At 65.8% G+C, this 21,652-nt stretch carries 21 protein-coding genes and 1 riboswitch; of the genes, 5 read left to right on the forward strand and 16 right to left on the reverse strand.

Annotation, left to right across the window (positions count from 1 at the left end):
- Positions 1-43: 43 nt before the first annotated feature.
- Both HNE04_RS20635 and HNE04_RS20640 read right to left on the reverse strand, forming a co-directional pair.
- Entirely contained in the window at positions 44-1,204 is a 1,161-nt protein-coding gene (locus HNE04_RS20635; RefSeq protein WP_172223424.1) for an acyl-CoA dehydrogenase family protein, read from the reverse strand.
- Positions 1,201-2,085, reverse strand: a complete 885-nt coding sequence (locus HNE04_RS20640; protein ID WP_172223427.1) for an FAS1-like dehydratase domain-containing protein — start codon at positions 2,083-2,085, stop codon at positions 1,201-1,203. Before HNE04_RS20640 ends, HNE04_RS20635 begins: the two co-directional genes overlap by 4 nt.
- Before the next feature lie 94 nt (positions 2,086-2,179).
- Between HNE04_RS20640 and HNE04_RS20645 the strand changes: the two genes are divergently transcribed.
- Positions 2,180-3,094: a LysR family transcriptional regulator gene (locus tag HNE04_RS20645; protein WP_172223429.1), complete on the forward strand. Its 915-nt coding sequence runs from the start codon at positions 2,180-2,182 to the stop codon at positions 3,092-3,094.
- Between the two features lie 2 nt (positions 3,095-3,096).
- Here HNE04_RS20645 and HNE04_RS20650 read toward each other — a convergent pair whose 3' ends face one another.
- The gene (locus HNE04_RS20650) at positions 3,097-3,288 is read right to left on the reverse strand and encodes a hypothetical protein (protein WP_172223432.1); all 192 of its coding nucleotides are present in this window, start codon (positions 3,286-3,288) and stop codon (positions 3,097-3,099) included.
- A gap of 161 nt (positions 3,289-3,449) precedes the next feature.
- On the opposite strand from HNE04_RS20650, the gene HNE04_RS20655 reads away from it, so the two are divergent.
- The gene (locus HNE04_RS20655; protein ID WP_172223434.1) at positions 3,450-3,971 is read left to right on the forward strand and encodes a universal stress protein; all 522 of its coding nucleotides are present in this window, start codon (positions 3,450-3,452) and stop codon (positions 3,969-3,971) included.
- Here HNE04_RS20655 and ribB read toward each other — a convergent pair.
- A complete protein-coding gene (gene ribB / locus HNE04_RS20660) occupies positions 3,968-4,621 on the reverse strand; it encodes a 3,4-dihydroxy-2-butanone-4-phosphate synthase (RefSeq protein ID WP_172223437.1) in 654 nt (217 codons plus the stop codon). The two genes, HNE04_RS20655 and ribB, sit on opposite strands and share 4 nt — an antisense overlap.
- Positions 4,622-4,726: 105 nt before the next feature.
- Positions 4,727-4,881, reverse strand: a riboswitch (FMN riboswitch).
- Positions 4,882-4,961: 80 nt separating this feature from the next.
- Here ribB and HNE04_RS20665 point away from each other — a divergent pair.
- A complete protein-coding gene (locus HNE04_RS20665) occupies positions 4,962-5,933 on the forward strand; it encodes a DMT family transporter (RefSeq protein WP_328700375.1) in 972 nt (323 codons plus the stop codon).
- Here the strand turns inward: HNE04_RS20665 and HNE04_RS20670 are convergent.
- The 5 genes from HNE04_RS20670 to HNE04_RS20690 are packed head-to-tail and all read right to left on the reverse strand — an operon-like array spanning position 5,912 to position 11,992.
- The gene (locus tag HNE04_RS20670; protein ID WP_172223439.1) at positions 5,912-7,666 is read right to left on the reverse strand and encodes an ABC transporter ATP-binding protein/permease; all 1,755 of its coding nucleotides are present in this window, start codon (positions 7,664-7,666) and stop codon (positions 5,912-5,914) included. The genes HNE04_RS20665 and HNE04_RS20670 overlap by 22 nt on opposite strands.
- Positions 7,667-7,726: 60 nt before the next feature.
- Complete coding sequence (locus HNE04_RS20675; protein ID WP_172223442.1) at positions 7,727-8,629, reverse strand: 5'-nucleotidase; 903 nt, start codon at positions 8,627-8,629, stop codon at positions 7,727-7,729.
- Positions 8,626-9,855: a type II secretion system inner membrane protein GspF gene (gspF, locus tag HNE04_RS20680; RefSeq protein WP_172223444.1), complete on the reverse strand. Its 1,230-nt coding sequence runs from the start codon at positions 9,853-9,855 to the stop codon at positions 8,626-8,628. Before gspF ends, HNE04_RS20675 begins: the two co-directional genes overlap by 4 nt.
- 31 nt (positions 9,856-9,886) lie before the next feature.
- Positions 9,887-11,497, reverse strand: a complete 1,611-nt coding sequence (locus HNE04_RS20685) for an AMP-binding protein (protein ID WP_172223447.1) — start codon at positions 11,495-11,497, stop codon at positions 9,887-9,889.
- An 18-nt stretch (positions 11,498-11,515) separates the two neighbouring features.
- On the reverse strand, positions 11,516-11,992 hold the full coding sequence (locus HNE04_RS20690; protein ID WP_172223450.1) for a MarR family winged helix-turn-helix transcriptional regulator: 477 nt from the start codon (positions 11,990-11,992) through the stop codon (positions 11,516-11,518).
- A gap of 148 nt (positions 11,993-12,140) precedes the next feature.
- On the opposite strand from HNE04_RS20690, the gene HNE04_RS20695 reads away from it, so the two are divergent.
- On the forward strand, positions 12,141-13,439 hold the full coding sequence (locus HNE04_RS20695) for a class I SAM-dependent methyltransferase (protein ID WP_172223452.1): 1,299 nt from the start codon (positions 12,141-12,143) through the stop codon (positions 13,437-13,439).
- A complete protein-coding gene (locus tag HNE04_RS20700; RefSeq protein WP_172223455.1) occupies positions 13,400-13,723 on the forward strand; it encodes a DUF1840 domain-containing protein in 324 nt (107 codons plus the stop codon). Before HNE04_RS20695 ends, HNE04_RS20700 begins: the two co-directional genes overlap by 40 nt.
- Before the next feature lie 95 nt (positions 13,724-13,818).
- On the opposite strand, the gene HNE04_RS20705 is transcribed toward HNE04_RS20700, so the two are convergent.
- The 7 genes from HNE04_RS20705 to HNE04_RS20735 form a co-directional block, all read right to left on the reverse strand.
- Positions 13,819-14,826 (reverse strand): tripartite tricarboxylate transporter substrate binding protein, encoded by a 1,008-nt coding sequence (locus HNE04_RS20705; RefSeq protein ID WP_172223457.1) that lies wholly within the window; start codon positions 14,824-14,826, stop codon positions 13,819-13,821.
- Between the two features lie 87 nt (positions 14,827-14,913).
- Positions 14,914-15,906: a tripartite tricarboxylate transporter substrate-binding protein gene (locus HNE04_RS20710; protein WP_172223459.1), complete on the reverse strand. Its 993-nt coding sequence runs from the start codon at positions 15,904-15,906 to the stop codon at positions 14,914-14,916.
- A gap of 113 nt (positions 15,907-16,019) precedes the next feature.
- The gene (locus HNE04_RS20715; protein ID WP_172223462.1) at positions 16,020-17,267 is read right to left on the reverse strand and encodes a phenylacetate--CoA ligase family protein; all 1,248 of its coding nucleotides are present in this window, start codon (positions 17,265-17,267) and stop codon (positions 16,020-16,022) included.
- A 113-nt stretch (positions 17,268-17,380) separates the two neighbouring features.
- Positions 17,381-18,190, reverse strand: coding sequence for an ABC transporter ATP-binding protein (locus tag HNE04_RS20720; RefSeq protein ID WP_172223464.1), 810 nt, complete (start codon positions 18,188-18,190; stop codon positions 17,381-17,383).
- 86 nt (positions 18,191-18,276) lie between these two features.
- Entirely contained in the window at positions 18,277-19,602 is a 1,326-nt protein-coding gene (locus tag HNE04_RS20725; protein WP_172223467.1) for an ABC transporter substrate-binding protein, read from the reverse strand.
- Positions 19,603-19,648: 46 nt separating this feature from the next.
- Positions 19,649-20,725 carry a branched-chain amino acid ABC transporter permease gene (locus HNE04_RS20730; protein ID WP_172223469.1) on the reverse strand — a complete coding sequence of 359 codons (1,077 nt, stop codon included), beginning with the start codon at positions 20,723-20,725 and terminating at the stop codon, positions 19,649-19,651.
- 1 nt (position 20,726) lies between these two features.
- Positions 20,727-21,620: a branched-chain amino acid ABC transporter permease gene (locus HNE04_RS20735; RefSeq protein WP_207717666.1), complete on the reverse strand. Its 894-nt coding sequence runs from the start codon at positions 21,618-21,620 to the stop codon at positions 20,727-20,729.
- Positions 21,621-21,652: the final 32 nt, after the last annotated feature.

Genomic DNA, 21,652 nt, shown 5'->3' on the forward strand with positions numbered 1-21,652 from the left:
GTCGATGCGCATCGATGGATTGCGGGTCAAGCCCGCAATGACATCAAAAAGACCGCGGCAAACCGAGCACATGTTCCGCCACATAAGAAAGGATGAGGTTGGTGGAAATCGGCGCCACCTGGTAGAGCCGCGTCTCGCGGAACTTGCGCTCCACGTCGTATTCACAGGCGAAGCCGAAGCCGCCGTGGAACTGGATGCAGGCGTTCGCCGCCTCCCAGCTGGCTTTGGCCGCCAGGTACTTGGCCATGTTGGCCTGCGCGCCGCAGGGCTGGTGGGCATCGAACAGGCGGCAGGCTTCCCAGCGCATCAGGTTGGCCGCCTCGATCTCGATGTGGGCCTCGGCGATCGGGAACTGCACGCCCTGGTTCTGCCCGATGGGGCGGCCGAACACCACCCGGTCCTTGACGTATTTCGTGACCCGGTCGATGAACCAGTAGCCGTCGCCGATGCATTCGGCGGCGATCAGCGTGCGTTCGGCGTTCAGGCCATCCAGGATGTACTTGAAGCCCTGGCCTTCCTGCCCGATCAGGTTCTCGGCCGGGATCTCGAGGTTCTCGAAGAACAGCTCGTTGGTCTCGTGGTTGACCATGTTGAGAATGGGCCGCACGGTCATGCCGGACTTCTCGGCTTGGCGCAGATCCACCATGAAGATCGACATCCCTTCGGATTTCTTTTTCACGTCAGCCAGCGGTGTGGTACGCGCCAGCAGGATCATGAAATCGGAATGCTGGATGCGCGAAATCCATACCTTCTGGCCGTTGACGACGTAGCGGTCGCCTTTCTTCACGGCGGTGGTCTTGATCTTGGTGGTGTCGGTGCCGGTGCTGGGTTCGGTCACGCCCATGGACTGCAGGCGCCATTCGCCGCTGGCGATCTTGGGCAGGTACAAGGCCTTCTGCTTTTCGGAGCCGTGGCGCAGCAAGGTGCCCATGTTGTACATCTGGCCGTGGCAGGCGCCGGAGTTGCCGCCCGAGCGGTTGATCTCTTCCATGATCACGGAGGCTTCGGCCAAGCCCAGGCCGGAGCCGCCGTACTCCTGGGGAATGAGGGCGGCCAGCCAGCCGGCCTTTGTGAGTGCGTCGACGAAGGCTTCGGGGTACGCGCGCTGCTCGTCCACCTTGCGGTGGTACTCGTCGGGGAATTGGGTGCAGAGGTCGCGCACCGCGTCGCGGATGTCCTGGTATTTATCGGGTTCGTGTTTCATGGTTCGATCTCTGCCTTGGCTTTCATGGTGAGCGCGCCTTCATGGTCCTGCGCCCACAGGGCGATGGTTTGCCCATCGGCGCCCGGCTGGCCGTTCAGCCGCATCGGCTGGCCGTCGAAGCTGGGCCGCAGCGCCTTGAACTCGAAGCTGCGCACGGCGGCTCGGGGTCGCTCGCGCCGCAGCAGGTCCATCAGCAGCGTCGCGATCAGGGGACCGTGCACCACCAGGCCCGGATAACCCTCGGTTTCGGTGACGTAGCGCCGGTCGTAGTGGATGCGGTGGCCGTTGAAGGTGAGGGCCGAGTAGCGGAACAGCAGCACCTCGTCGGGAGTCAGCTCGCGCTGCCAGGCCGCGCCGGCTTCGGACGCCACCGGCGGGGGTGCGGGCTCCCCGGGCAGCGGCGCCGCGCGGTAGACGATGTCGTGCTCCTCCGTCATAGCCAAGCCGCGCGCGTTATGCAACTCATGGCGCACGGTGACGAACAGCAAGTCGCCGGTGCGGCCTGCCTTGTGCGTGATCGAAGCGACGGTGGACACGCGGCGCGCCGCATCGCCGACGCGCAGGGGATTCGCGGGTTCCCACTGCAAGCGCCCGCCAGCCCACATGCGCCGCGGCAGCGGCACCGGTGGCAGGAAGCTGCCGCGCCTGGCGTGGCCATCGGGGCCGATCTCGCTGGCGCGATACACGGGCAGGAAATACAGCCAGTGCCACAGCGCCGGCAGGGCAGTGCCGCGTTCCGGCGGCGGGTCGTCGCGGTCCAGCGAGGCCGTGAGGGCGCGCGGCGGTGCCGCCGTGATTTCGTCCTCGAGAACTTCGGTCTTGCCGATCCAGCCCTGCAGCCGGCTGAGCAGGGCCGGGTCGATTCGCGATGGGTGAGACATGGTCGCATGGTGATCCCCGCAGGGCCCAAGCACAATGCGCCAATTCGGTAATCAGCCTTCTGTTTTTCCGAAAGCTGCTGCGTTAGCATGGCGCATGCATTTCGACCTGACTGACCTGCGCCTGTTCGTCTACACCGCCGAGGAGCGCAACCTGACCCGTGCCGCGGCGCGCCAGCACCTGTCGCTGGCGGCGGCCAGTGCGCGCGTCAAGGCGCTGGAGGAACAGGCCGGGCTGCCGCTGCTGTACCGCGAGGCTCGCGGCGTGCGGTTGACGCCGCCGGGCGAGGCCTTCCTGCATCATGCGCGGGAGGTGCTGCACCAGGCCGAGCAGTTGCGCCGCGATCTGCATGACTATGGGGGCGGCCTGCGCGGCCACGTGCGGGTGTTCGCCAATACGACGGCGGTGACGGATTTCCTGCCCGAGGTCCTGCCGGGTTTCCTGGCCCGCAACCCCCGCGTCAATGTGGACCTTCAGGAGAAACCGAACGCTGAGATCGCCCGTGGCGTGCTCGACGGTCGGGCGGACCTGGGCATCGTGGCTGGGGCGGTCGACACGCTGGGTCTGCAATCCATTCATTTCAGCACCGACCGGCTGGTGCTGGTGACGGCCCGCGGCCACGCCTTCGCCCGGCGCAAGCGCATCGTTTTCGCCGACACGTTGCAAGAAGACATGGTGGGCATGCACCACGGCAGCACGCTGCAAAGCTTCCTGGAGCAGCAAGCTGACAAGCTGGGCAAGCCCATGAAGCTTCGTATCCAGCTGGCAAGTTTTGACGCCATGTGCCGCATGGTGGGCGCCGGGGTGGGTATCGGCATCGTTCCCGAGAGCGCCGCACGGCGCAACCTGCAGCCCATGAAGCTGGCGCAGGTCGAGCTGGCCGATGCCTGGCGCGTGCGCGAGCGCTACATCCTCGTGCGCGAGCGTGAAGCGCTTCCGGCCTACGCCCAATCGCTGATCGAACTGCTGTGCGAACACTTCAGGCCACGGGCGGCGGCGGCCCGGTCCTGATCTCAGTGATGAGGCTTGTCGGAATCCGGCTTCTTGTCCTTGGGCTTCTGGCGCGTGCCGAGCTGGTTGGACTGTTCGGAAAACTCTTCCAGATGGGGCAGCACGCTGTCGGCGCCTTCGCGCTGGCGCTTGGCGAAGGGCCAGGCTTTCTGCCGCAGCCACTCGCGGTAATCGCGCAATGGTTTGTCACTCATGGGGCGCCTTCGCACTGTAAGCCAGAAGCTCAATCTAGGCTTTTGCAAGCACAGCGGCGGTCGGCGGGCGCGAAGTACGACTGTAAGCGCCCACCTACACGGCTTGCCAAATCGCGGCGCAGTGCTATCGTGGGGGCAGCACTGCGAAAGCGAGGCTGGTCATGAAAATCCTGATTGCCGTGGACGGATCGGAATTGGCGTTGGACGCCGTGCGGTATGCACTGCAGTTGCGGGCGGAGGGCCTGGCCGCCGGCCTCGTGCTGGCCAATGTGCAAGAGCCGGCATCCCTGTACGAGATGCTCACCGTGCGCGACCCGCAGCGATTGCAGGGCTTGGCGGCCAGCGCCGGCGACCACTCCCTGCAGGGCGCGCGGCAGTTGTGCGACGCTGCCGGGGTGGACTACGAACTCGAGATCGGCCTGGGCGAGCCGGCCCATACCCTGCTGGACATCGCGGAGCGCTACGGCTGCAGTGCCATCGTGGCCGGCGCGCGCGGTAAGGGCGGGCTCGGTGGCGCGGACCTGGGCTCGGTCTCACATGAGCTGATGCATGTCTCGCCGCTCCCCGTAACGATCGTCAAGCACAGCGACGTGCAGGCCGGCGAAGAGCAACCCGCGCAAGCCGAGCAGGAGGCGCCGCCCTCCGCCGAAACAGATCCGCAGCCGATGCTGGGCCTGGCCTAGCCGAGCGCCCGCCGCCAAGCCGCGATTTCGGCCACCGTCGTGCACAGCAGGCCGTGCGCCTGCGCAAAGTCTGTCACCTGCTTTCCGCGGGCCATGGTGCCGTCGGGATTCATCAGCTCGCACAGCACGCCCGCGGGTGCCAGCCCGGCCAGCGCGGGCAGGTCCACCGCCGCTTCGGTATGGCCATCGCGCTCCAGCGTCCCGCCGGCGCGCGCGATCAGCGGGAAGACATGGCCGGGACTGACGATCTCGTTGTGTTCCAGCGTCGAGCGCAGGGCGCACTGGATCGTCTGCACCCGGTCCGCCGCCGACACGCCGGTGCTCACGCCGTGCCCGGCCTCGATCGATTGCGTGAACGCCGTTGCATAGCGAGAGCGGTTGACTTCGACCATGGGACGCAGCCGCAGCTCGCTGGCCTTGTCCGGCTTGATGCACAGGCAGACGATGCCGCTGCCCTCGCGGATCAGCATGGCCATCACGGCGGGGGTGACCAGTTCGGCCGCGCAGATGAGATCGGCCTCGTTCTCGCGCTGTGCATCATCGAGCACCAGCACGGGCCGGCCCGCGCGGATTTCGGCGATGACCTCGGGAAGCGGGGCCAGGGGAATGGCGTCCGTGGACACCGGGATAGTGGGGATGGAAACCATCATGAAACGCTCCTGTTGTTGAACAAAAACGCTCCAAGGCAGACAAGAACGCCAATGCCTTTCCTCTCGCGAAGAAACGCAACGGCACATCGCCGCAGCAATGCCGCGGCGAATCTTCTTTCATCCGGACTATGACCGTCGGCCTCAGAATTGGACTGAGTCTGCTGACCCCCGGGCACCTTGCGGCATCCGGGGCGCTCGCGGGCTTGCGGCTTGCGCCGCCTACCGCCGGTGGGGAATTTCACCCCGCCCTGAAGACCCCTCCAATATAGAACAGTGCACAAGAACCTGCTGCACGCGCGGTCGTGCCGTGGGCTATAGTTGGTCGCAATGGAGACATGCCGTGGCAGTTGAAAGCGGTGGGGAGAGGGTCAAGCGTCACGTTTTGATGCGGCACGCCTCATTGGCGCAAAGGCGCGCGGAGCGGCTCGACCCCACGGTGCGCGGGCTGCTCTGGTCCACCGCCGCCGGCCTGAGCTTCGTGGTCCTCAACACCCTGATGCGCGGCCTCACGCTGCAGCTCGATCCCTTCCAGACCCAGTTCCTGCGCTACTTGTTCGGCTTGCTGGTGATGATCCCGCTGGTCTTGCGCAGCGGCCTTGCGTCCTACCGTCCGCGCAATATCAGCGGGCAGTTCGTGCGCGGTGGCGTGCATACCTTTGGCCTGTTCCTCTGGTTCTCGGCGATCCCGCACATCACGCTCGCCGACACCACGGCCATCGGGTTCACCGGCCCTATCTTCATCATGCTCGGCGCGGCCTGGATGTTCGGCGAGCGCATGCGCTGGGAGCGCTGGCTGGCGGCGCTCATCGGCTTCGCCGGTGTGCTGATCGTGGTGGCCCCCAAGTTGAGCGGCTCCGCCGGGGCCTACACCTTGCTGATGCTGGCGTCGTCGCCGATATTCGCGGCGTCCTTCCTCATCACCAAGGGCCTCACGCGCTACGAGCGGCCCGCCGTGATCGTGGTCTGGCAATCGATCACGGTGACGGTGTTCAGCCTGCCCCTGGCGGTGCTCGCATGGCAGACGCCGACCGTGGCGCAGTGGTTCATGTTTCTCATCTGCGGCGTCCTGGGCAGCGTCGGTCACTACTTCCTGGCGCGCTCGTTCACCGTGGCCGACATCTCCGCGACCCAGTCGGTCAAGTTCCTCGACCTGGTGTGGGCCTCGCTGCTGGGCTGGCTGATCTTCGCCGACGTCCCCAGCCGCTCCACGTTGATCGGGGGCGTGGTGATCTGCGCCTCGACCCTCTGGATCGCGCACCGGGAAGCACGCGGCGCGGCGCGTGACCCGGATCAGGCCTCCCGCAGCGCATAGGCGGCCTGGCTGCCCGCTGGGAGCTGGTGCAACTCCCAGCGCCGCCGGTGGAACGCATCGAGCGCAGGCCGGTGGGCGATCGACACCAAGGCCCCGCCCTTGCGCCGCACCATCGCCGTCAATCGTTCGTAGAGGGTTTTTTCCGCCGGACCGTCCAGCGCGCTCGTGGCTTCGTCGGCGAGCACCCAGGCCGGTTGCTTGAGGAACACGCGCGCCAACGCCAGGCGCTGACGCTCGCCGCCGGAAAGCTTCTGGCTCCACGCATCCTCATCGTCCAGGCGCGAGGCCAGCTGCGGCAGCAGGGCTTCGTCCAAGGCCCGGTGCAGGTCTTCCTCGCTGTAGCGGTCGGCGGGCTCGGGATAGGCGAGGGCATTGCGCAGGCTGCCGTCCGGGAAGTAGGGGTTCTGCGGGATGCACATGGTGTCCGCCGGAATCTCCACCTTGCCGCGGGCGAAAGGCCAGATGCCCGCGAAAGCGCGGAACAGCGTGGACTTCCCGCTGCCCGACGGCCCCTTCACCAGCACCGAGTCGCCCGGCGCGACCTGGGCCGACAGACCCGACAGCAGCAAGGCGCCGCTGGGCAGCGCCAGGGACAGTTCCTGCGCGCTGAGGCCGTCCGCGCCTTCCACGACCTCCGGCCGCTGGGCCTGGGCTTGCGCGGCCACGCTCTCCTCGAAGCTGGTCAGCCGATCGGTGGTCGCGCGCCAGGCGGCCAGCGAGCTGTAGTTGTCGACGAACCAGGCCAGCGAGTCCTGTACCTGGCTGAAGGCCGACGCGATCTGCATCAGTTCGCCCAACTGGATCGCACCGGCAAAGAAGCGCGGCGCCGCCACGATGAAGGGAAAGACCACCGCCGCCTGGCCAAAGAAGTTGGTGAACCAGATCAGGTTCTTCTGCGCCCTGATCAGGCGCAGGTAATTGGCCAGCACCGCACCGAAGCGCCGGTCCAGGTGCTGACGCTCGACCTGCTCGCCCTTGTCCAGCGCGATGGCTTCGCTGTATTCGCGCACGCGGACCATGTGATGGCGGAAGTCGGCCTCATAGCGCTGCTGCTTGAAGTTCAGGGCGATCTGCGGACGCCCGATGTAGTGCGTGATGATGGTGCCGACCACGCAGTACGCCACTGCGGCCCAGACCATGAAGCCGGCGATCTCGTAGCTGGAGCCGCCCACGCTGAACGCAAAGCCACCGCTCAGGGCCCAGAGGATGCCGACGAAGCTGGCCAAGGTCACCAGCGCATTGAGCAGTCCCATGGACAGCGAGATGCTGTAAGTGGTGAACAGGTTCAGGTCCTCCTGGATGCGCTGATCCGGGTTGTCCGGCGTGGCGCTGGCGTTCGAGAAGCGCGCCAGCTCCATCCGGTAGAAGGCCTGGCCCGACAGCCAGCGCTGCAGGTAGTGGGTGGTCATCCAGGCGCGCCAGCGCATCTCCAGCAGCTGGGTCAGGTAGAACTTGTAGACCGCAATGACGATATAGCCGAATGCCAGCCAGGTGAAGCGAAGCAGCTGCGCCCAGAACACCGGCTGGTCGCGCTTTTCCAGCGCGTCGTAGAACAGCCGGTTCCACTCGTTGATCTGCACCAGCATGTAGACCGCGCCCAGGTTCAGCAGGACGATGGCGGCGAGCAGCCCTCGCGCCTTCCACTTTTCCTCGGACGAGAAGAACGGCGTGGTGAGCGCCCAGACCTTGGCTGTAGTGGCCTTGATGGCGGCCAGCTTGTCGCGGAATTTCATGTGGTGGACCCTTGGCGAAGCAGGGCCCATCGTAGCGCGCACCTTGGCGCGGGCGCGGCTTCAGCGCGTCTGGTTGGAGATGCCACTGGCCACGTGGCCCGAAGGCACATGGCGGGCGGCATGATCGACGTGGCGGGTCTGGTCGTCGAAGAAGAAGTCGGGTTCGAACTCGCGCAGAAACTCGCCCTTGGGCAGGCCGCCCAGGAACATGGCCTCGTCCACGCGGATGTCCCAGTCCATGAGCGTGCGGATGGCGCGCTCATGGGCCGGCGCACTGCGGGCGGTCACCAGCGCGGTGCGGATCCGCATCGATCCGTTGCCCGCTTGCTGCAGCCGGTGCAGCGCCGTCAGCAGAGGTTTGAAAGGGCCGCCCGGCAGCGGCTGCGCTGCCTTGCTGAGTTCATGCCGCTGGAAGGCGTCGAGCCCCTGGTCCTGGAACACGCGCTCCGCCTCGTCGGAAAACAGCACGGCGTCACCGTCGAAGGCGATGCGCACTTCATCGGGATAATTGGTGCCGGCCTGGACCGATTCCGTGAGGACGCGCGCCGCCGGAAAGCCGGCTGCCAGGGCCTCGCGCACATCCTCGGCGTTGGCCGAAAGGAAGAGATGGGCGCCCAAGGGCCGCAGGTAGCGAAACGGCGAGCGGCCCTGCGTGAACACACCGCGCTCCAGCTTGATCTCGTTGGCGTGGCCCGAACGGAAGATGCGCATGCCCGATACCGGGTCGTTGCGCGAGAGGATCACCACTTCCACGCGCTGGGTCGTGGTGTCGTTGAACGCCAGCAGCTTCTTGATCAGCGAGAAAGCGATGCCGGGCCGGGCCGCGACGTCCAGCCGCTCCAGCTGCAGCGTCATGTAGGCCTTGGGATCGCCGCTCTCGAAGAGCGTGTTCTCTTCCTCGAAGTTGAACAGCGCGCGCGAGGAGATCGCGACCACCAGCTTGTTGTCCGAGAATGCCGTCATCGCGCGAACTGGTTCAGCTGGATGATGGGCAGCAGCACGGCCAGCACGATCAGCATCACGACCAAGCCCATGGTCACGATCAGGAGCGGCTCCAGGATGGTGGCCAGCTGCATCGCGCGCCGCTGCACTTCGGCGCCGAGCTGGTTGGAGGCGCGCTGCAGCATCTGAGGCAGCTGCCCGGTTTGCTCTCCGAGCCGCGCGAACATGGAAAGAAGCCCGGGGAAGCGCTTCTTCTGCGACATGGCGGAGGCCAGCGGCGCGCCTTCGCGCACCAGGACCAGTGCGTCCATGGCGTCGGCGCGCATGGCGCGATTGCTCAGCGTTTCGGCGGCGGCCTGCAGTGCCTTGAGGATGGGCACACCGGCGCCCGCGAGCAGCGACAGCGTGCTGGCGAAGCGGGCCGCGTTGTAGCCACGCGAAAGCCGGCCGACCAGGGGCAGCGTCAGCCAGGCGGCGTCGAAGCGCTCGCGCGTGCCCTCGTTGCGCAGGGCGAAACGCGTGGCGACCAGCCCGCCCGCCAAGAGCAATGCCGCCAGCCAGCCCCAGTTGCGCACGAAGCCGCTCACGGCCAGCATGGCAACGGTGAGAAAGGGCAGGGCGCGCTTGCTGCCCGCGAACACATTGGCGACCTGCGGCACCACATAGGCCACCAGGAACAGCACGATCGCAATCGCGACCAGCGACACGATGGCCGGATACAGCGCCGCGCCCAGCAGCTTTGCCTGCAGGGCTTGCCGCTCCTCCAGGTCATCCGCCAGCCGCTCCAGCACCAGGCCCAGGTTGCCGCTTTGCTCGCCGGCGCCGATCACGGCGGTGTAGATGTCGGGGAACTCGCGCGGGAAGCGCGCCAGGGCCTTGCCGAAAGGCGAGCCTGCGTTGACCTCGGCCCGCAGGGCGGCCATCAAGTTGCGCTCGCGTTCGTTCTCGGCTTCTTCCGTGAGCGCCGTCAGGGCGCGTTCGAGCGGCAGCCCCGAGGTGATCAAGCCGGCCAATTGGCGGGTCCAGATGGCGAGCCGCGTGGCGTTGAAGACCGTGCGGCTGAACGCGCCTTCGCTCCAGCCGCGCTGTTCGCTCGCAGCCGCGCCCGAACTCACCGGCGTGACCTGGAGCGGCACCAGGGCCTGGCCGCGCAGCAGGCTGCGCACGGCCTTGGCCGTGTCGGCCTCCATCACCCCCCGGCGGGTGTCGCCCTGGGCGTCCAGGGCTTCGAACGAATAAGCTGGCATGGCGCGATTATCGGCCCGCCGGCTATCGCGGCTAGGCCTGCCGCAATTTGAAACGCTGCAGCTTGCCGGTTTCGGTGCGGGGCAGGCTGGGCACGAACTCGATCTCGCGCGGATACTTGAAGGGCGCGATGCTGGCCTTCACGTGGTCCTGCAGGGCCTTGACCATGGCGGCGTCGCCGGTGTGGCCGGGCTTGAGCACGCAGAAGGCCTTGACGATCATGCCCCGTTCCTCGTCGGGCTTGCCGATCACCCCGCACTCGGAAACGGCCGGGTGCCTCAGCAGCGCGTCCTCGACCTCCGGGCCGCCCACGTTGTAGCCGGATGTGATGATCATGTCGTCGGCGCGGGCCTGGTAGAAAAAGTAGCCGTCCTCGTCCTGCAGGAAAGCGTCGCCGGGGTAGTTCCAGCCGTTTTTCACGTAACTGGCCTGGCGCGGCTCGTCCATGTACTTGCAGCCCGTGGGCCCGATCACGGCGAGCTTGCCGATGGTGCCGCGCGGCAGTTCCTGGCCATCTTCGTCCACTACCTTGGCTGTGTAGCCGGGCACTACCTTGCCGACGGCGCCGGGCCGCACGTCATCGCCGGCAGAGGAGATGAAGATGTGGAACATCTCGGTGGCGCCGATGCCGTCCAGCATCTCCAGGCCCGTCGCCTGCTTCCAGAGCTGGCGCGTGGCATCGGGCAGGCCCTCTCCGGCGCTGACGCTGATACGCAGCTTGCCCACGCCGTGCTGGCGCGCGAACGGCGCCATCTGCCGGTAGAAGGTCGGGGCCGTGTAGCTGATCGTGGCGCCGATTTCGTTGATGGTCCGCACCATCGTTTCGGGCGTGTAGGGCGCATCGGGGAAATAGACGCTGGCGCCGGCCCACATCGGGAAGACCAGCAAGCCGCCCAGGCCAAAGGTGAAGGCCAGCGGTGGCGAGCCCACCACGATGTCGTCGGGCGTTGCGCGCAGCACATGGCGCGGCCAGGCTTCGCAGGCGGCGAGCACGTCGCGGTGCGTATGCACCGCGGCCTTGGGCTTGCCGGTGGTGCCGGAGGTGAACGCCATCATGGCGATGTCGTCGGCGGAGGTCGGGCAGGGGGGAAAGTCGCCGGGCTTCTGGGCCGACCGCACGGCCAGTGAGCCGGGCTCGTTCAAGGTATTGAATGGAATCACCGTGGCGAGCACGGGCCGGTCCTGGCGCGCGAGTTCCAGCTCCTCGAGCAGTTTGATGTCGCAGAGGGCGGCGGTGGGCTGGGCCTTGTCGATGATGTCGCCCAGTTCGCGCGCACGCAGCAGCGGCATGGTGGCCACCGCGATCAGCCCGGCCTTGACGACGGCCAGCCAGGCCAGCGCCATGGCGATGGAATTGCCGCCGCGCAGCAACACCCGGTTGCCGGGGACCAAGCCGAGGTCTTCGGTGAGCACCCGGCAGATACGGTCGACACGGTCCTGCACGTCGGTGTAGCTCAAGGTGATGCGGCTGGACCGCAGCAAGGGCCTGTCGGCGAAGCCTTTTGCATGCGCCTTGTCCAGCAATTCCTCGACCAGATTCAGCCGATCGGGGAACTGGAATTCCGGCCGGTCAAAGCGCAGTTCGGGCCATTGCGCCGGGGGCGGCAAGCGGTCGTGGACGAAACGGTCTTGCTGGGCTGACATCCGCGGGCTCCTTGGGGATCAAGCTGCCGTATCGGCGCGCGTGCGTGCATGGTCCTTCACCTTTCCCAGCAGCTTGTGCAGGGTGGCGATGTCCTTGTCGGACAGGCCGGCGAAGGCATCGACGATCCAGCTCTCGTGCTGGCCGGCCATCTCGTGAAACAGCTTGCGGCCCTTGGGCGTCAGCCGCACGCGGTACGCGCGCCGGTCACCCGCCACGTCGACACGGTCGACCAGGCCTTCCGCCACCAGCTGGTCGGTGATGCCGGTCACGTTGCCGCCGGTCACCATCATGCGGCGCGACAGCTCGTTCATCTTCAGCCCGTCGGGCGCGCGCTCCAGCTGGGCCATCAGGTCGAAACGCGGCAGCGTGGTGTCGAAGCGCTCGCGCAGCTGGGTGCGCACCTGCTTCTCCACGATCTGCGTGCAGGTGAGCAGGCGCAGCCACAGGCGCAGGGCTTCGGGGTGTTCGCTATGGGCGCGCGCTTCCATGTCCATGGTGGTTCCTTGCGTTTTTCCGCTTAAATAGTTTAAGCCTAAACAAATTAGTGTCAACAGGAGTTGCCCGCCATGGCCCAGCAGAAAGCGATAACGTCCTACAACTGTCCGCTTGACTCGCTTCGCTGAGCTTGACAAGAATTTATGGGTGGAAACGCTGGTACGCAAGATCGAATCGCAGCTCGCCGGCCTTCCCGTACCGGTGGCGCTGCGCCTGCCGGCCGGGCAGCGGGTGGGGCCGGCCTCGGCCTCCGTCACGCTCTCGTTCAAGGACTGGTCCGGCCTGGCCACGATGGCGGCGGGGCAGATCGGGCGGATGGCGGAAGACTTCGTCGAAAGCCGTGTGCAGCTGGAAGGGCGGATGCGCGACATGATGGCCGTCGCTGCCAGTCTTCTGCCGGGCACGCCGGTGAGCAACGACACGAACTGGTGGGTGCGGATGCTGCGCCGGGCCAAGTCGCTGGCAGCGCATTCGCCTCAGAAGGACGCACGGCAAATCCAGTTTCACTATGACGTGTCCGACGATTTCTATGCGCTGTGGCTGGACCCGCGCCGCGTGTATTCCTGCGCCTATTACCGGGACATGGACATGTCCTTGGCGCAGGCCCAGGAAGCCAAGCTCGACCATATCTGCCGCAAACTCATGTTGTCACCCGGCGAGAAGTTCCTGGACATCGGCGCGGGCTGGGGCGGCCTCTTGATGTGGGCAGCGGAGAACTACGGCGTCAATGCCACCGGCATCACGCTTTCCAGGAATCAATGCGCGCATGTCCAACGGCTGATAGCGGAAAAGCGCTTGCAGGGCCGGGTGCGTATGGAACTGCGCGATTACCGCGAACTGGACGAATTGCAGGGCTTCGACAAGATCGCTTCGGTCGGCATGTTCGAGCATGTGGGCCAGATGAACATGCCCGCGTACTTCGGCAAGATTTTCCACCTGCTCAAGCCCGGTGGGCTGGTGATGAACCACGGCATCACGGCTGGCAGCATCCACCCCAGCCATCTCGGTGCCGGCATGGGCGAATTCGTCGAGAAGTACATCTTCCCCGGTGGCGAGCTGCTGCATATCAGCCATGTCTTGAAGGACCTCACGGTGGCCGGGTTGGAGATGGTGGATGTCGAGAACCTGCGGCCGCACTATGGCCGCACGCTGTGGGCCTGGTCGGACGGCCTGGAATCGCGCCTGGACGAAGCCCAGCGCGTACTGGCGACCACGGACCACACCGACGACGCGTCGAAGGTGCTGCGCGCTTATCGGTTGTACCTCGCTGGCAGCGCGATGGCCTTCGAGCAGGGATGGCTGGGGCTGCACCAGATACTCGCAACACGCCCCGACGGCCAGTTGCAAAGCGGCGCCCTGCGCGGCGCACAATCGGCCTATCCGTTCAACCGCGAGTACATGTACGCATGCTCTACAAATTCAAATCCAAGGCCGCCGGCGATCTGATCATGCTCGAGCCCAATGGCCGACGCGTCCTGGAAATCATAGGCAAGGAAGCGGGGCCCAAGGGCATCATCCTTCCGGAACAGATGCCCGGCGCCATCGCGGCGCTGGATGCGGCGATCGCCAGGGAGGAAGCGGATCAGAAAGCCCTGGCCGACGAGGCCAAGGCCAAGGGTGAGAACCCGCCGCACTTCGACCCCGTTTCGCTGCGGCAGCGGGCCGTCCCTTTCCTGGACATGCTGCGCCGCTGCCAGAAGGCCGGCAAGGAAATCGTCTGGGGGGTGTGAAACCGAAAGGCTGTCATCCCGGACTCGATCTGGGATCCAAGACCTCCTGAATTCATGGGTTGCGGGTCGAGCCCGCAATGACATCCCTTTCGGCCTTAGTCCACCTTCGCGCCCGAGGTCTTCACCACCTGGCCCCACTTGCGGATTTCCGCGTCGATCAGCTTGGCGAATTCCGCGGGCGAGTTGCCGCTCGGGATCGCGCCCTGCGCGAGCAGCCGCTCCTTGATCGACGGCACATTCAGCGCCTTGGCGGTTTCCTGCTGGATCCGGTTGACGATGTCCGGCGCCGTGCCGGCGGGCGCCAGCAGCCCGAACCAGGAACTGGCCTCGAAGCCCTTGAGGCCGGCCGCCTGTTCCACCGTGGGCACATCGGGCAGGGCGGCGGAGCGCTGATTGCTGGTCACGGCCAGCGCCTTGAGCTTGCCCGCCTTGATGTGCGGCATGGACGAAGGCAGGTTGTCGAACATCACATCCATGTCGCCGCCCAGCAGGCCCAGCAGGGCCGGGCCGGAGCCGCCGTACGGGAAGTGGGTCATGTAGACGCCGGCCATGCTCTTGAACAGCTCGCCGGCCAGGTGGATCGAGGTGCCGTTGCCGCTGGAAGCCATGTTGACCTTGCCGGGGTTGGCCTTGGCATAGCGGATGAAATCCTGGACATTGTTGATGCCGCGCGCCTTGGCTTTCTCGGTGTTCATCACCATCACGTTGGGAACGCCCGCCACCAGCGTGATGGGGGAGAAGTCCCGCTGCGGATCGAAGGGCATCTTGCTGTACAGGGACTTGTTGATGCCGTGCGTGCCGACGGTGCCCATCAGCAGGGTGTAACCGTCCGGCGCCGACTTTGCTACCGCATCCGCGCCGATGTTGCCGCCGGCACCGGCGCGGTTCTCCACCACGAACTGCTGGCCGAAGGCCTTGGACAATTCAGGCGCCAGCGCGCGGGCCAGGATGTCGGTAGTGCCGCCCGGGGCGAAAGGCACCACGATGCGCACCGGCTTGCTGGGCCAGGCGCCCTGCGCGGACGCCGGAAAAGCAGGCGCGAGGGCGGCCAGGGATACAGCGACCAGCGCCAGGCGCCGGGGGATGGACAGGGCAGGCTTCATGGCAGTCTCCTTCTTGTCTATGCATTCTCTATGGAAATAAAAAAGGCCGCCCGGAGGCGGCCTTCAAAGCGTCACATCGCGACAGCTTCAGTCGGCGTAAACGCCGGCGGCCTTGATGATCGGGCTCCATTTGGCGATTTCGGCGGCGACGAATTTCTTGTGCTCGGCCGGCTCCATGCGCTTGTCGTTCACCACCACGGCGCCCAGGCCTTCCTGCTTTTTGATGAAGTCGGGATCCTTGAGTGCGACCTTCAATGCGTCGTTGAGCTTTTTCTGCACGTCAGCAGGGGTTCCCTTGGGCGCGTACAGGCCGTGGAAGATGGTGACCTGGAAGTCCTTGAGGCCAGCTTCCTGCAACGTCGGCAGATCCTTGAGGGCCGGGGTGGTCAGGCGCTTGGGGGTGGTGACCGCATAGGCCTTGACCTTTTTGGCTTCGATCTGCGAGGTCGTGTTGGTGGTCTGATCGCACATCAGGTCGACCTGCCCGCCAATAATGTCCGTCATCGCAGGTGCAGTTCCCTTGTAGGGCACGGTGGTCATGTCGATCTTGAGCGCGTTCATGAGCAACAGCCCGCAGAGGTGAGAGGCGGCGCCGACGCCCGCATTGGCAAGGTTTACCTTGCCTTTGTTGGTTTCCAGCCAGCTGCGCAGCTCGGCGAAATTATTGGCCGGCAGCGAGGGGCGGCCAATCAGCGTCATCGGAACGTCGTTGACCATGCCGAGGTATTCGAAGTCGCTTTCGACCTTGAAGGGGATGTTGCGCACCAGCGTGGGCATGGTGGCCATGCCGATGTGGTGCAGCAGCAGGGTGTGGCCGTCGGCCGTGGCCTTGGCGACTTTGTTGGCGCCGATCGAACCGCCGGCCCCAGCCGCGTTGTCGACCACGATGGGAATGCCGCCCAGCGGCTTGCGCATGGCCTCCGCCAGGTCGCGCGCCACCCGGTCGGTGGGGCCGCCGGCCGTGAACGGCACGACGATGGTGATGGGCCTGTCCTTGATGGGGAAGTCGGCCGCCTGTGCGCCCAGCGTGACAGCGGCCAAGACCGCCAGGGGAGTGAGGGACTTGAACAATGGGTTCATCGGTGGCTCCTTGAATTGGTGAATCCGCAGATACTAAGTTCGTCTACGCGCATCTGCATCGCGGAAATTACGTACCGCCACCCCGGGGTAACCCTAGACGTAGCTACTCGTAGCTACTTGTAGCTGCGCGCATCCTCGATCACCTTGCCATCGTTAGGCAGGCTGCCAGGTTGCAAGAGCTGCACGTCGCCGCGCAGCTTGGTGACGTCGCGGATGGCTTCGCCGATCCGCGCATCGAGCCCTTGCGGCGCCGCGGCGGCCTCCACCTTGAGCGTCATCACGTCGTTGGCCATTTCGCCGCTAACCACCAGCCGGGCCTTGATCACCTCGGGGAAACGCCGGGCGATGTCGGCCACCTGCGCCGGATGCACGAACATGCCGCGGATCTTCGTCGTCTGGTCGGCCCGGCCCATCCAGCCCTTGATGCGCGAGTTGGTGCGGCCGGTCGGGCAGATGCCGGGCAGCAGGGCCGACAGGTCGCCGGTCCCGAACCGAATGAGCGGATAGTCGGGATTGAGCGTGGTCACGACCAGTTCGCCCACCTCGCCTTCGGGCACGGGGTCGCCGGTGCCCGGACGCACGATCTCCACGATCACGCCCTCGTCCAGCACCAGGCCTTCGCGTGCCTGCGTCTCATAGGCGATGAGGCCCAGGTCGGCCGTGGCGTAGCTTTGGTACACGGCCAGGCCGTGCTGCGTAAACCAGTCGCGAAGCGTAGGTGGGAGCGCCTCGCCTCCCGTCAGCCCCTTGTGGATGCTCGAGATATCGCTGCCTGTTTCCAGGGCTTTTTCGACCAGGATGCGCAGGAAGCTCGGCGTGCCCATGTAGGCGTCGGGCTTGAGCTCGCCGATCGCCTGCAATTGTTGCTCGGTCTGGCCGACCCCAGCGGGGAACACCGTGCAGCCGACCGCGTGGGCGCCCGACTCCATGATGAAGGCGCCAGGGGTCATGTGGTAGCTGAAGGCGTTGTGCACCAGGTCGCCCGCTCGAAAGCCGGCGGCGAACATGGCACGCCCGGCGCGCCAGTAGTCCTTGGCCGTCCCTTCGGGTTCGTAGATGGGGCCCGGCGATGCGAAAGCACGAGTCATCTTCGGGCCGCGCACCAATGCTGAAAAACCGCCGAACGGATCCGTGGCGCGAGCCGCGCGCTGCCGCTCGAACAATTCGTGCTTGCGGGTGACGGGCAGGCGGGCGAGCGCCTCACGCGACGTGACGCCGGCCGCGTCGACGCCGCCGAGTATGGCGGCGAACGCCGGTGTCGCGCGCTGGGCGTGGGCCACCTGCCGCGGCAATGCCGCCATCAGTTCGGCTTCACGCTGCGCCGGAGCGCGTGTTTCCAATGCGTCGTAGTGTTTACTCATGTACGTTTCCATTGGCAACGGTGGTCATTCGTGGGCCACCGCGGAACCGGCTTCGCCGGGCCGCCGGTGGCGCCCCCTTGAGGGGGAGGCGCCGAAGGCGCTTCGGGGGTGGGTCATGCTAACCAGCGCTTGCGCCGCTTGTAGCTCTTGACTTCACGGAAGCTCTTGCGCTCGCCGCCGCCCACGCCCAGGTAGAACTCCTTCACGTCCTCGTTGGTCGCGAGCTCCGATGCGGGGCCGTCCATCACGACGCGGCCACTTTCCATGATGTAGCCGTAGTCGGAATACTTCAGGGCCATATTGGTGTTCTGCTCGGCCAGGAGGAAGGTGACGCGTTCCTTGGTGTTGAGGTCTTTCACGATCTCGAACACCTCCTGCACGATCTGCGGCGCCAGTCCCATCGACGGCTCATCGAGCAGGACCATGCTCGGGTTGGCCATCAAGGCGCGGCCGATGGCGCACATCTGCTGCTCCCCTCCCGAGGTGTAGGCCGCCTGCGAGGTGCGGCGCTGCTTCAGGCGCGGGAAATAGGCATAGACCTTCTCCAGGTTGGCCGCGATCTCGGCCTTGCTGGTGCGGGTGTAGGCGCCCGTGAGCAGGTTCTCCTCGATGGTCAGGTGAGCAAAGCAGTGCCGGCCCTCCATCACCTGCACCACACCGCGCTGTACCAGGTCGGCCGGTGTGAGGTTCTCGATGCGCTCGCCGCGCAGTTCGATGGAGCCCTTGGTCACCGCGCCGCGTTCTCCCTTGAGCAGGTTGGAGACAGCGCGCAGCGTGGTGGTCTTGCCCGCGCCATTGCCGCCCAGGATGGCCACGATGCCGCCTTCGGGCACCTGCAGCGATACCCCCTTGAGCACCAGGATCACGTGGTTGTAGATGACCTCGATGCCATTGACGTTGAGAACGATGTTTCTTGTGCTCATAGTGTGTTGGATCCTTTGCAAGCGCTGCACGCAACGCTTGCGAAGGATTTGTCATCCCGGCACGCGGCCGGGATGACAATTGCATTTCAGGACTGGCAGTCAGCCGGCGCGCGCGCCGTCAGCTTCTTGTCGGCCGCGTACTTGGCCGCCGTCGATTTGATCAGCGGCTTGATAATCTGCTCGTCGCCCTGCAGCCAGTCGGAGGTGAACTTCCACTGCTTGCCGTCCCAGGTGTGGATGCGGGCCCACGCAGCGCCCATGTGATCCGAGCACGAGGTGCTGATGGGGCGCATCACGCCGGCAAAGCCCAGCGCGTCCAGCTTGGCCTGGGTCAGGTTCAGGTTTTCCAGGCCCCAGCGCACCTGCTCGCCGGTCATGACCTTGCCCTTGCCGAAGCGCTCCTGCGCGGCCCGGATGCCTTCGATGCCCAGCATGGCGCTCATGGCGCCGCGCATGTACAGCACCTGGCCGGCTTCTTCCTTCGGACCCGTGCCCTGGCCCTTCGCATGCACCAGGCTCATGATGTCTTTGACCACCTTGGAGTCGGGCTCGGCGCCGTGCTGCAACGCCACCGCGTTGTAGCCCTTGGCGCCATCGGCCACGTCCTTGACGTCAGGCTCGGCACCGGCCCACCAGACGCCGTACATCTTCTCGCGCGGATAGCCGGTGGCCTGTGCCTCCTTGATGGCGGTGGAGTTCATCACGCCCCAGCCCCACAGCGCCACATAGTCGGGGCGAGCCTGGCGAATCTGCAGCCAGGTGGCTTTCTGCTCCACGCCAGGGGCCGCCACCGGCAGCAGCTGCAGCTCGAAGCCGTGCATGCGCGAACGCTCCTGCAGCAGCGGGATGGGTTCCTTGCCGTACGGGCTGTCGTGGTAGACCAGGGCGATCTTCTTGCCCTTGAGCTTGTCGAAGCCGCCTTCCTTCTTGGCGATGGCTTGCATGATGGTGTCGCTGGCCACCCAGTAAGTGCCGGCGATCGGGAAGTTCCACTTGAACACCGTGCCGTCAGCGCTCTCGCTGCGACCATAGCCCACCGTCACCACGGGGATCTTGTCGGCCGGGGCTTTCTCCGTGATGGCGAACGTGGCGCCGGTCGACAGCGGCTGCACGAACGATGCACCCTTGCCCTTCAGGCGCTCATAGCATTCGACGCTGCGCGCCGTGTCGTAGCCGGTTTCGCATTCTTCCCAGCTGAGCTTCACGCCGTTCAGGCCGCCCTTGGCATTGACCAGCTTGATGTAGTCGACATAGCCATTGGCCCAAGGCGTGCCGTTGGGCGCGTAGGGCCCGGTGCGGTATGAAAGCACCGGGATGAATTGATCCTTGGCCTGGGCCAGCGCGTCGGTCGAGATGACCGACGCCGCCGCGGCCAGCGTGGCCACCGCGAGTGTCAAGTTTCGTAGCTTCATGCTTGTCTCCTGTAATAAATGATGGAAAGCGCTCAGGGAAAGGATGTCAATGCGGGAAGGGCCACAGCCGCAGCTTCTGCTTGCCCGTGGACCAAAGCTTGGCCAGGCCGTGCGGCTCGACGATGAGGAACCACACGATCAGGCCGCCGAAGATCATCAGTTCGGCGTGCGAGATGCCGGCGGTGGAGATCGCGATGCCGAACAGGCTGGCCAGCACCGGCAGGAACTGGTTCAGGAAGATCGGCAGCACCACGATGAACGCCGCCCCGAAGAAGCTGCCCATGATGGAGCCCATGCCGCCGATGATCACCATGAACAGCAGGCGGAACGACATGTCCACCGAGAACGCCGCCGGTTCCCAGGCGCCCAGGTAGACGAAGGCCCACAGGCCCCCGGCCACGCCGATGATGAAGCTGCTGACGGCAAAGGCGGTGAGCTTGGCGTACATCGGGCGGATGCCGATCACCGAAGCGGCCACGTCCATGTCGCGGATGGCCATCCACTCGCGCCCGATCGCGCTGCGCACCAGGTTCTTGGCCATCAGCGCCATCACCACCAGCACCGCCAGGCAGAACAGGTACTTGCTCACCGCGCTGTCGATGGGCAGGCCGAACACCTGCAGGTTGGACACCGATACGGAGCCCGAGGGCGTGTCCAGCGTGAACCACTTGATGCGCAGGAACATCCAGTCCGAGAAGAACTGCGCGGCCAGCGTTGTGACGGCCAGGTACAGACCTTTGACGCGCAGGCTGGGCAACCCGAACAGGATGCCGAAGGCCGTGGCGCACAGCCCGCCCAGGATCAGCGCCGGGATCAGCGGCATGCCGGGGATGCGCACGAAGAAGTTGTACGCGCCGTAGGCGCCCACCGCCATGAAGGCGCCCGAGCCCAGCGAGATCTGTCCGCAGTAGCCCACCAGGATGTTCACTCCCAGGGCCGCCAGCGACATGATCAGGAAGGGAATGATGATGGCGCGAAACAGGTAGTCGCTGGCCAGGCCGGGCACCACCAGGAAGGCGAACGCCAGGATCAGCAGGATCGCCAGCCGGTCCTGCGCGATCGGGAAGATCTGCTGGTCGGCGCGGTAGCCGGTCTTGAACTGGCCGTTTTCTCTGTAAATCATTTCAAACCCGATCGATGATCTTTTCGCCGAACAGCCCTTGCGGCCGGATCAGCAGGAAGCCCAGCGCCAGCACATAGGCGAACCAGATCTCGATGCCGCCGCCCAGCATCGGGCCCAGGAACACCTCGGCCAGTTTCTCGCCCACGCCCAGGATCAACCCGCCGACGATGGCGCCGGGGACCGAAGTCAGGCCGCCCAGGATCACCAGCGGCAAGGCCTTCAGGGCCAGCACCGACAGCGAGAACTGCACGCCCAGCTTGCTGCCCCAGATCATCCCGGCCACCAGGGCCACGAAACCGGCCACGCTCCAGACGATCACCCAGATGCGGTTGAGCGGAATCCCGATCGACTGCGCCGCCTGGTGGTCGTCGGCCACGGCGCGCAGGGCCCGGCCGGTGCTGGTGTACTGGAAGAAGGCCGCCAGCGTGGCCACCAGGCCTGCGGCGATCACGGCGGCGAACACGTCCTCCTTGTTGATCAGCAAGCCGCCCTGGAAGGTGCTCTGGAACAGGAAGATCGGATCCTTGGGCATGCCTACGTCGATCTTGTAGATGGAGGAGCCGAAGATGGTCTGGCCGAAGCCGTCCAGGAAGTAGGACACGCCCAGCGTGGCCATCAACAGGGTCACGCCCTCCTGGTTGACCAGCTTGCCCAGCACCAGCTTTTCGATCACCCAGGCCACGGCGATCATGACGATGAGCGCGGCGATGAAGGCCAGGATGTTGGGCAGCCACTTGCCTTCCAGCCCGGTCCACTGCGGAATCCATTCGGCAAAGCGGGCCATGGCCAGCGCCGCGAACAGCACCATCGCGCCCTGGGCGAAGTTGAAGACGCCCGAGGCCTTGAAGATCAGCACGAAGCCCAGCGCCACCAGCGAATACAGCATGCCCGACATCAGGCCGCCGATGATTGTTTCGATATAGGGTC

This window comes from Caenimonas soli (assembly GCF_013155545.1).
Classification (GTDB): domain Bacteria; phylum Pseudomonadota; class Gammaproteobacteria; order Burkholderiales; family Burkholderiaceae_C; genus Ramlibacter; species Ramlibacter soli.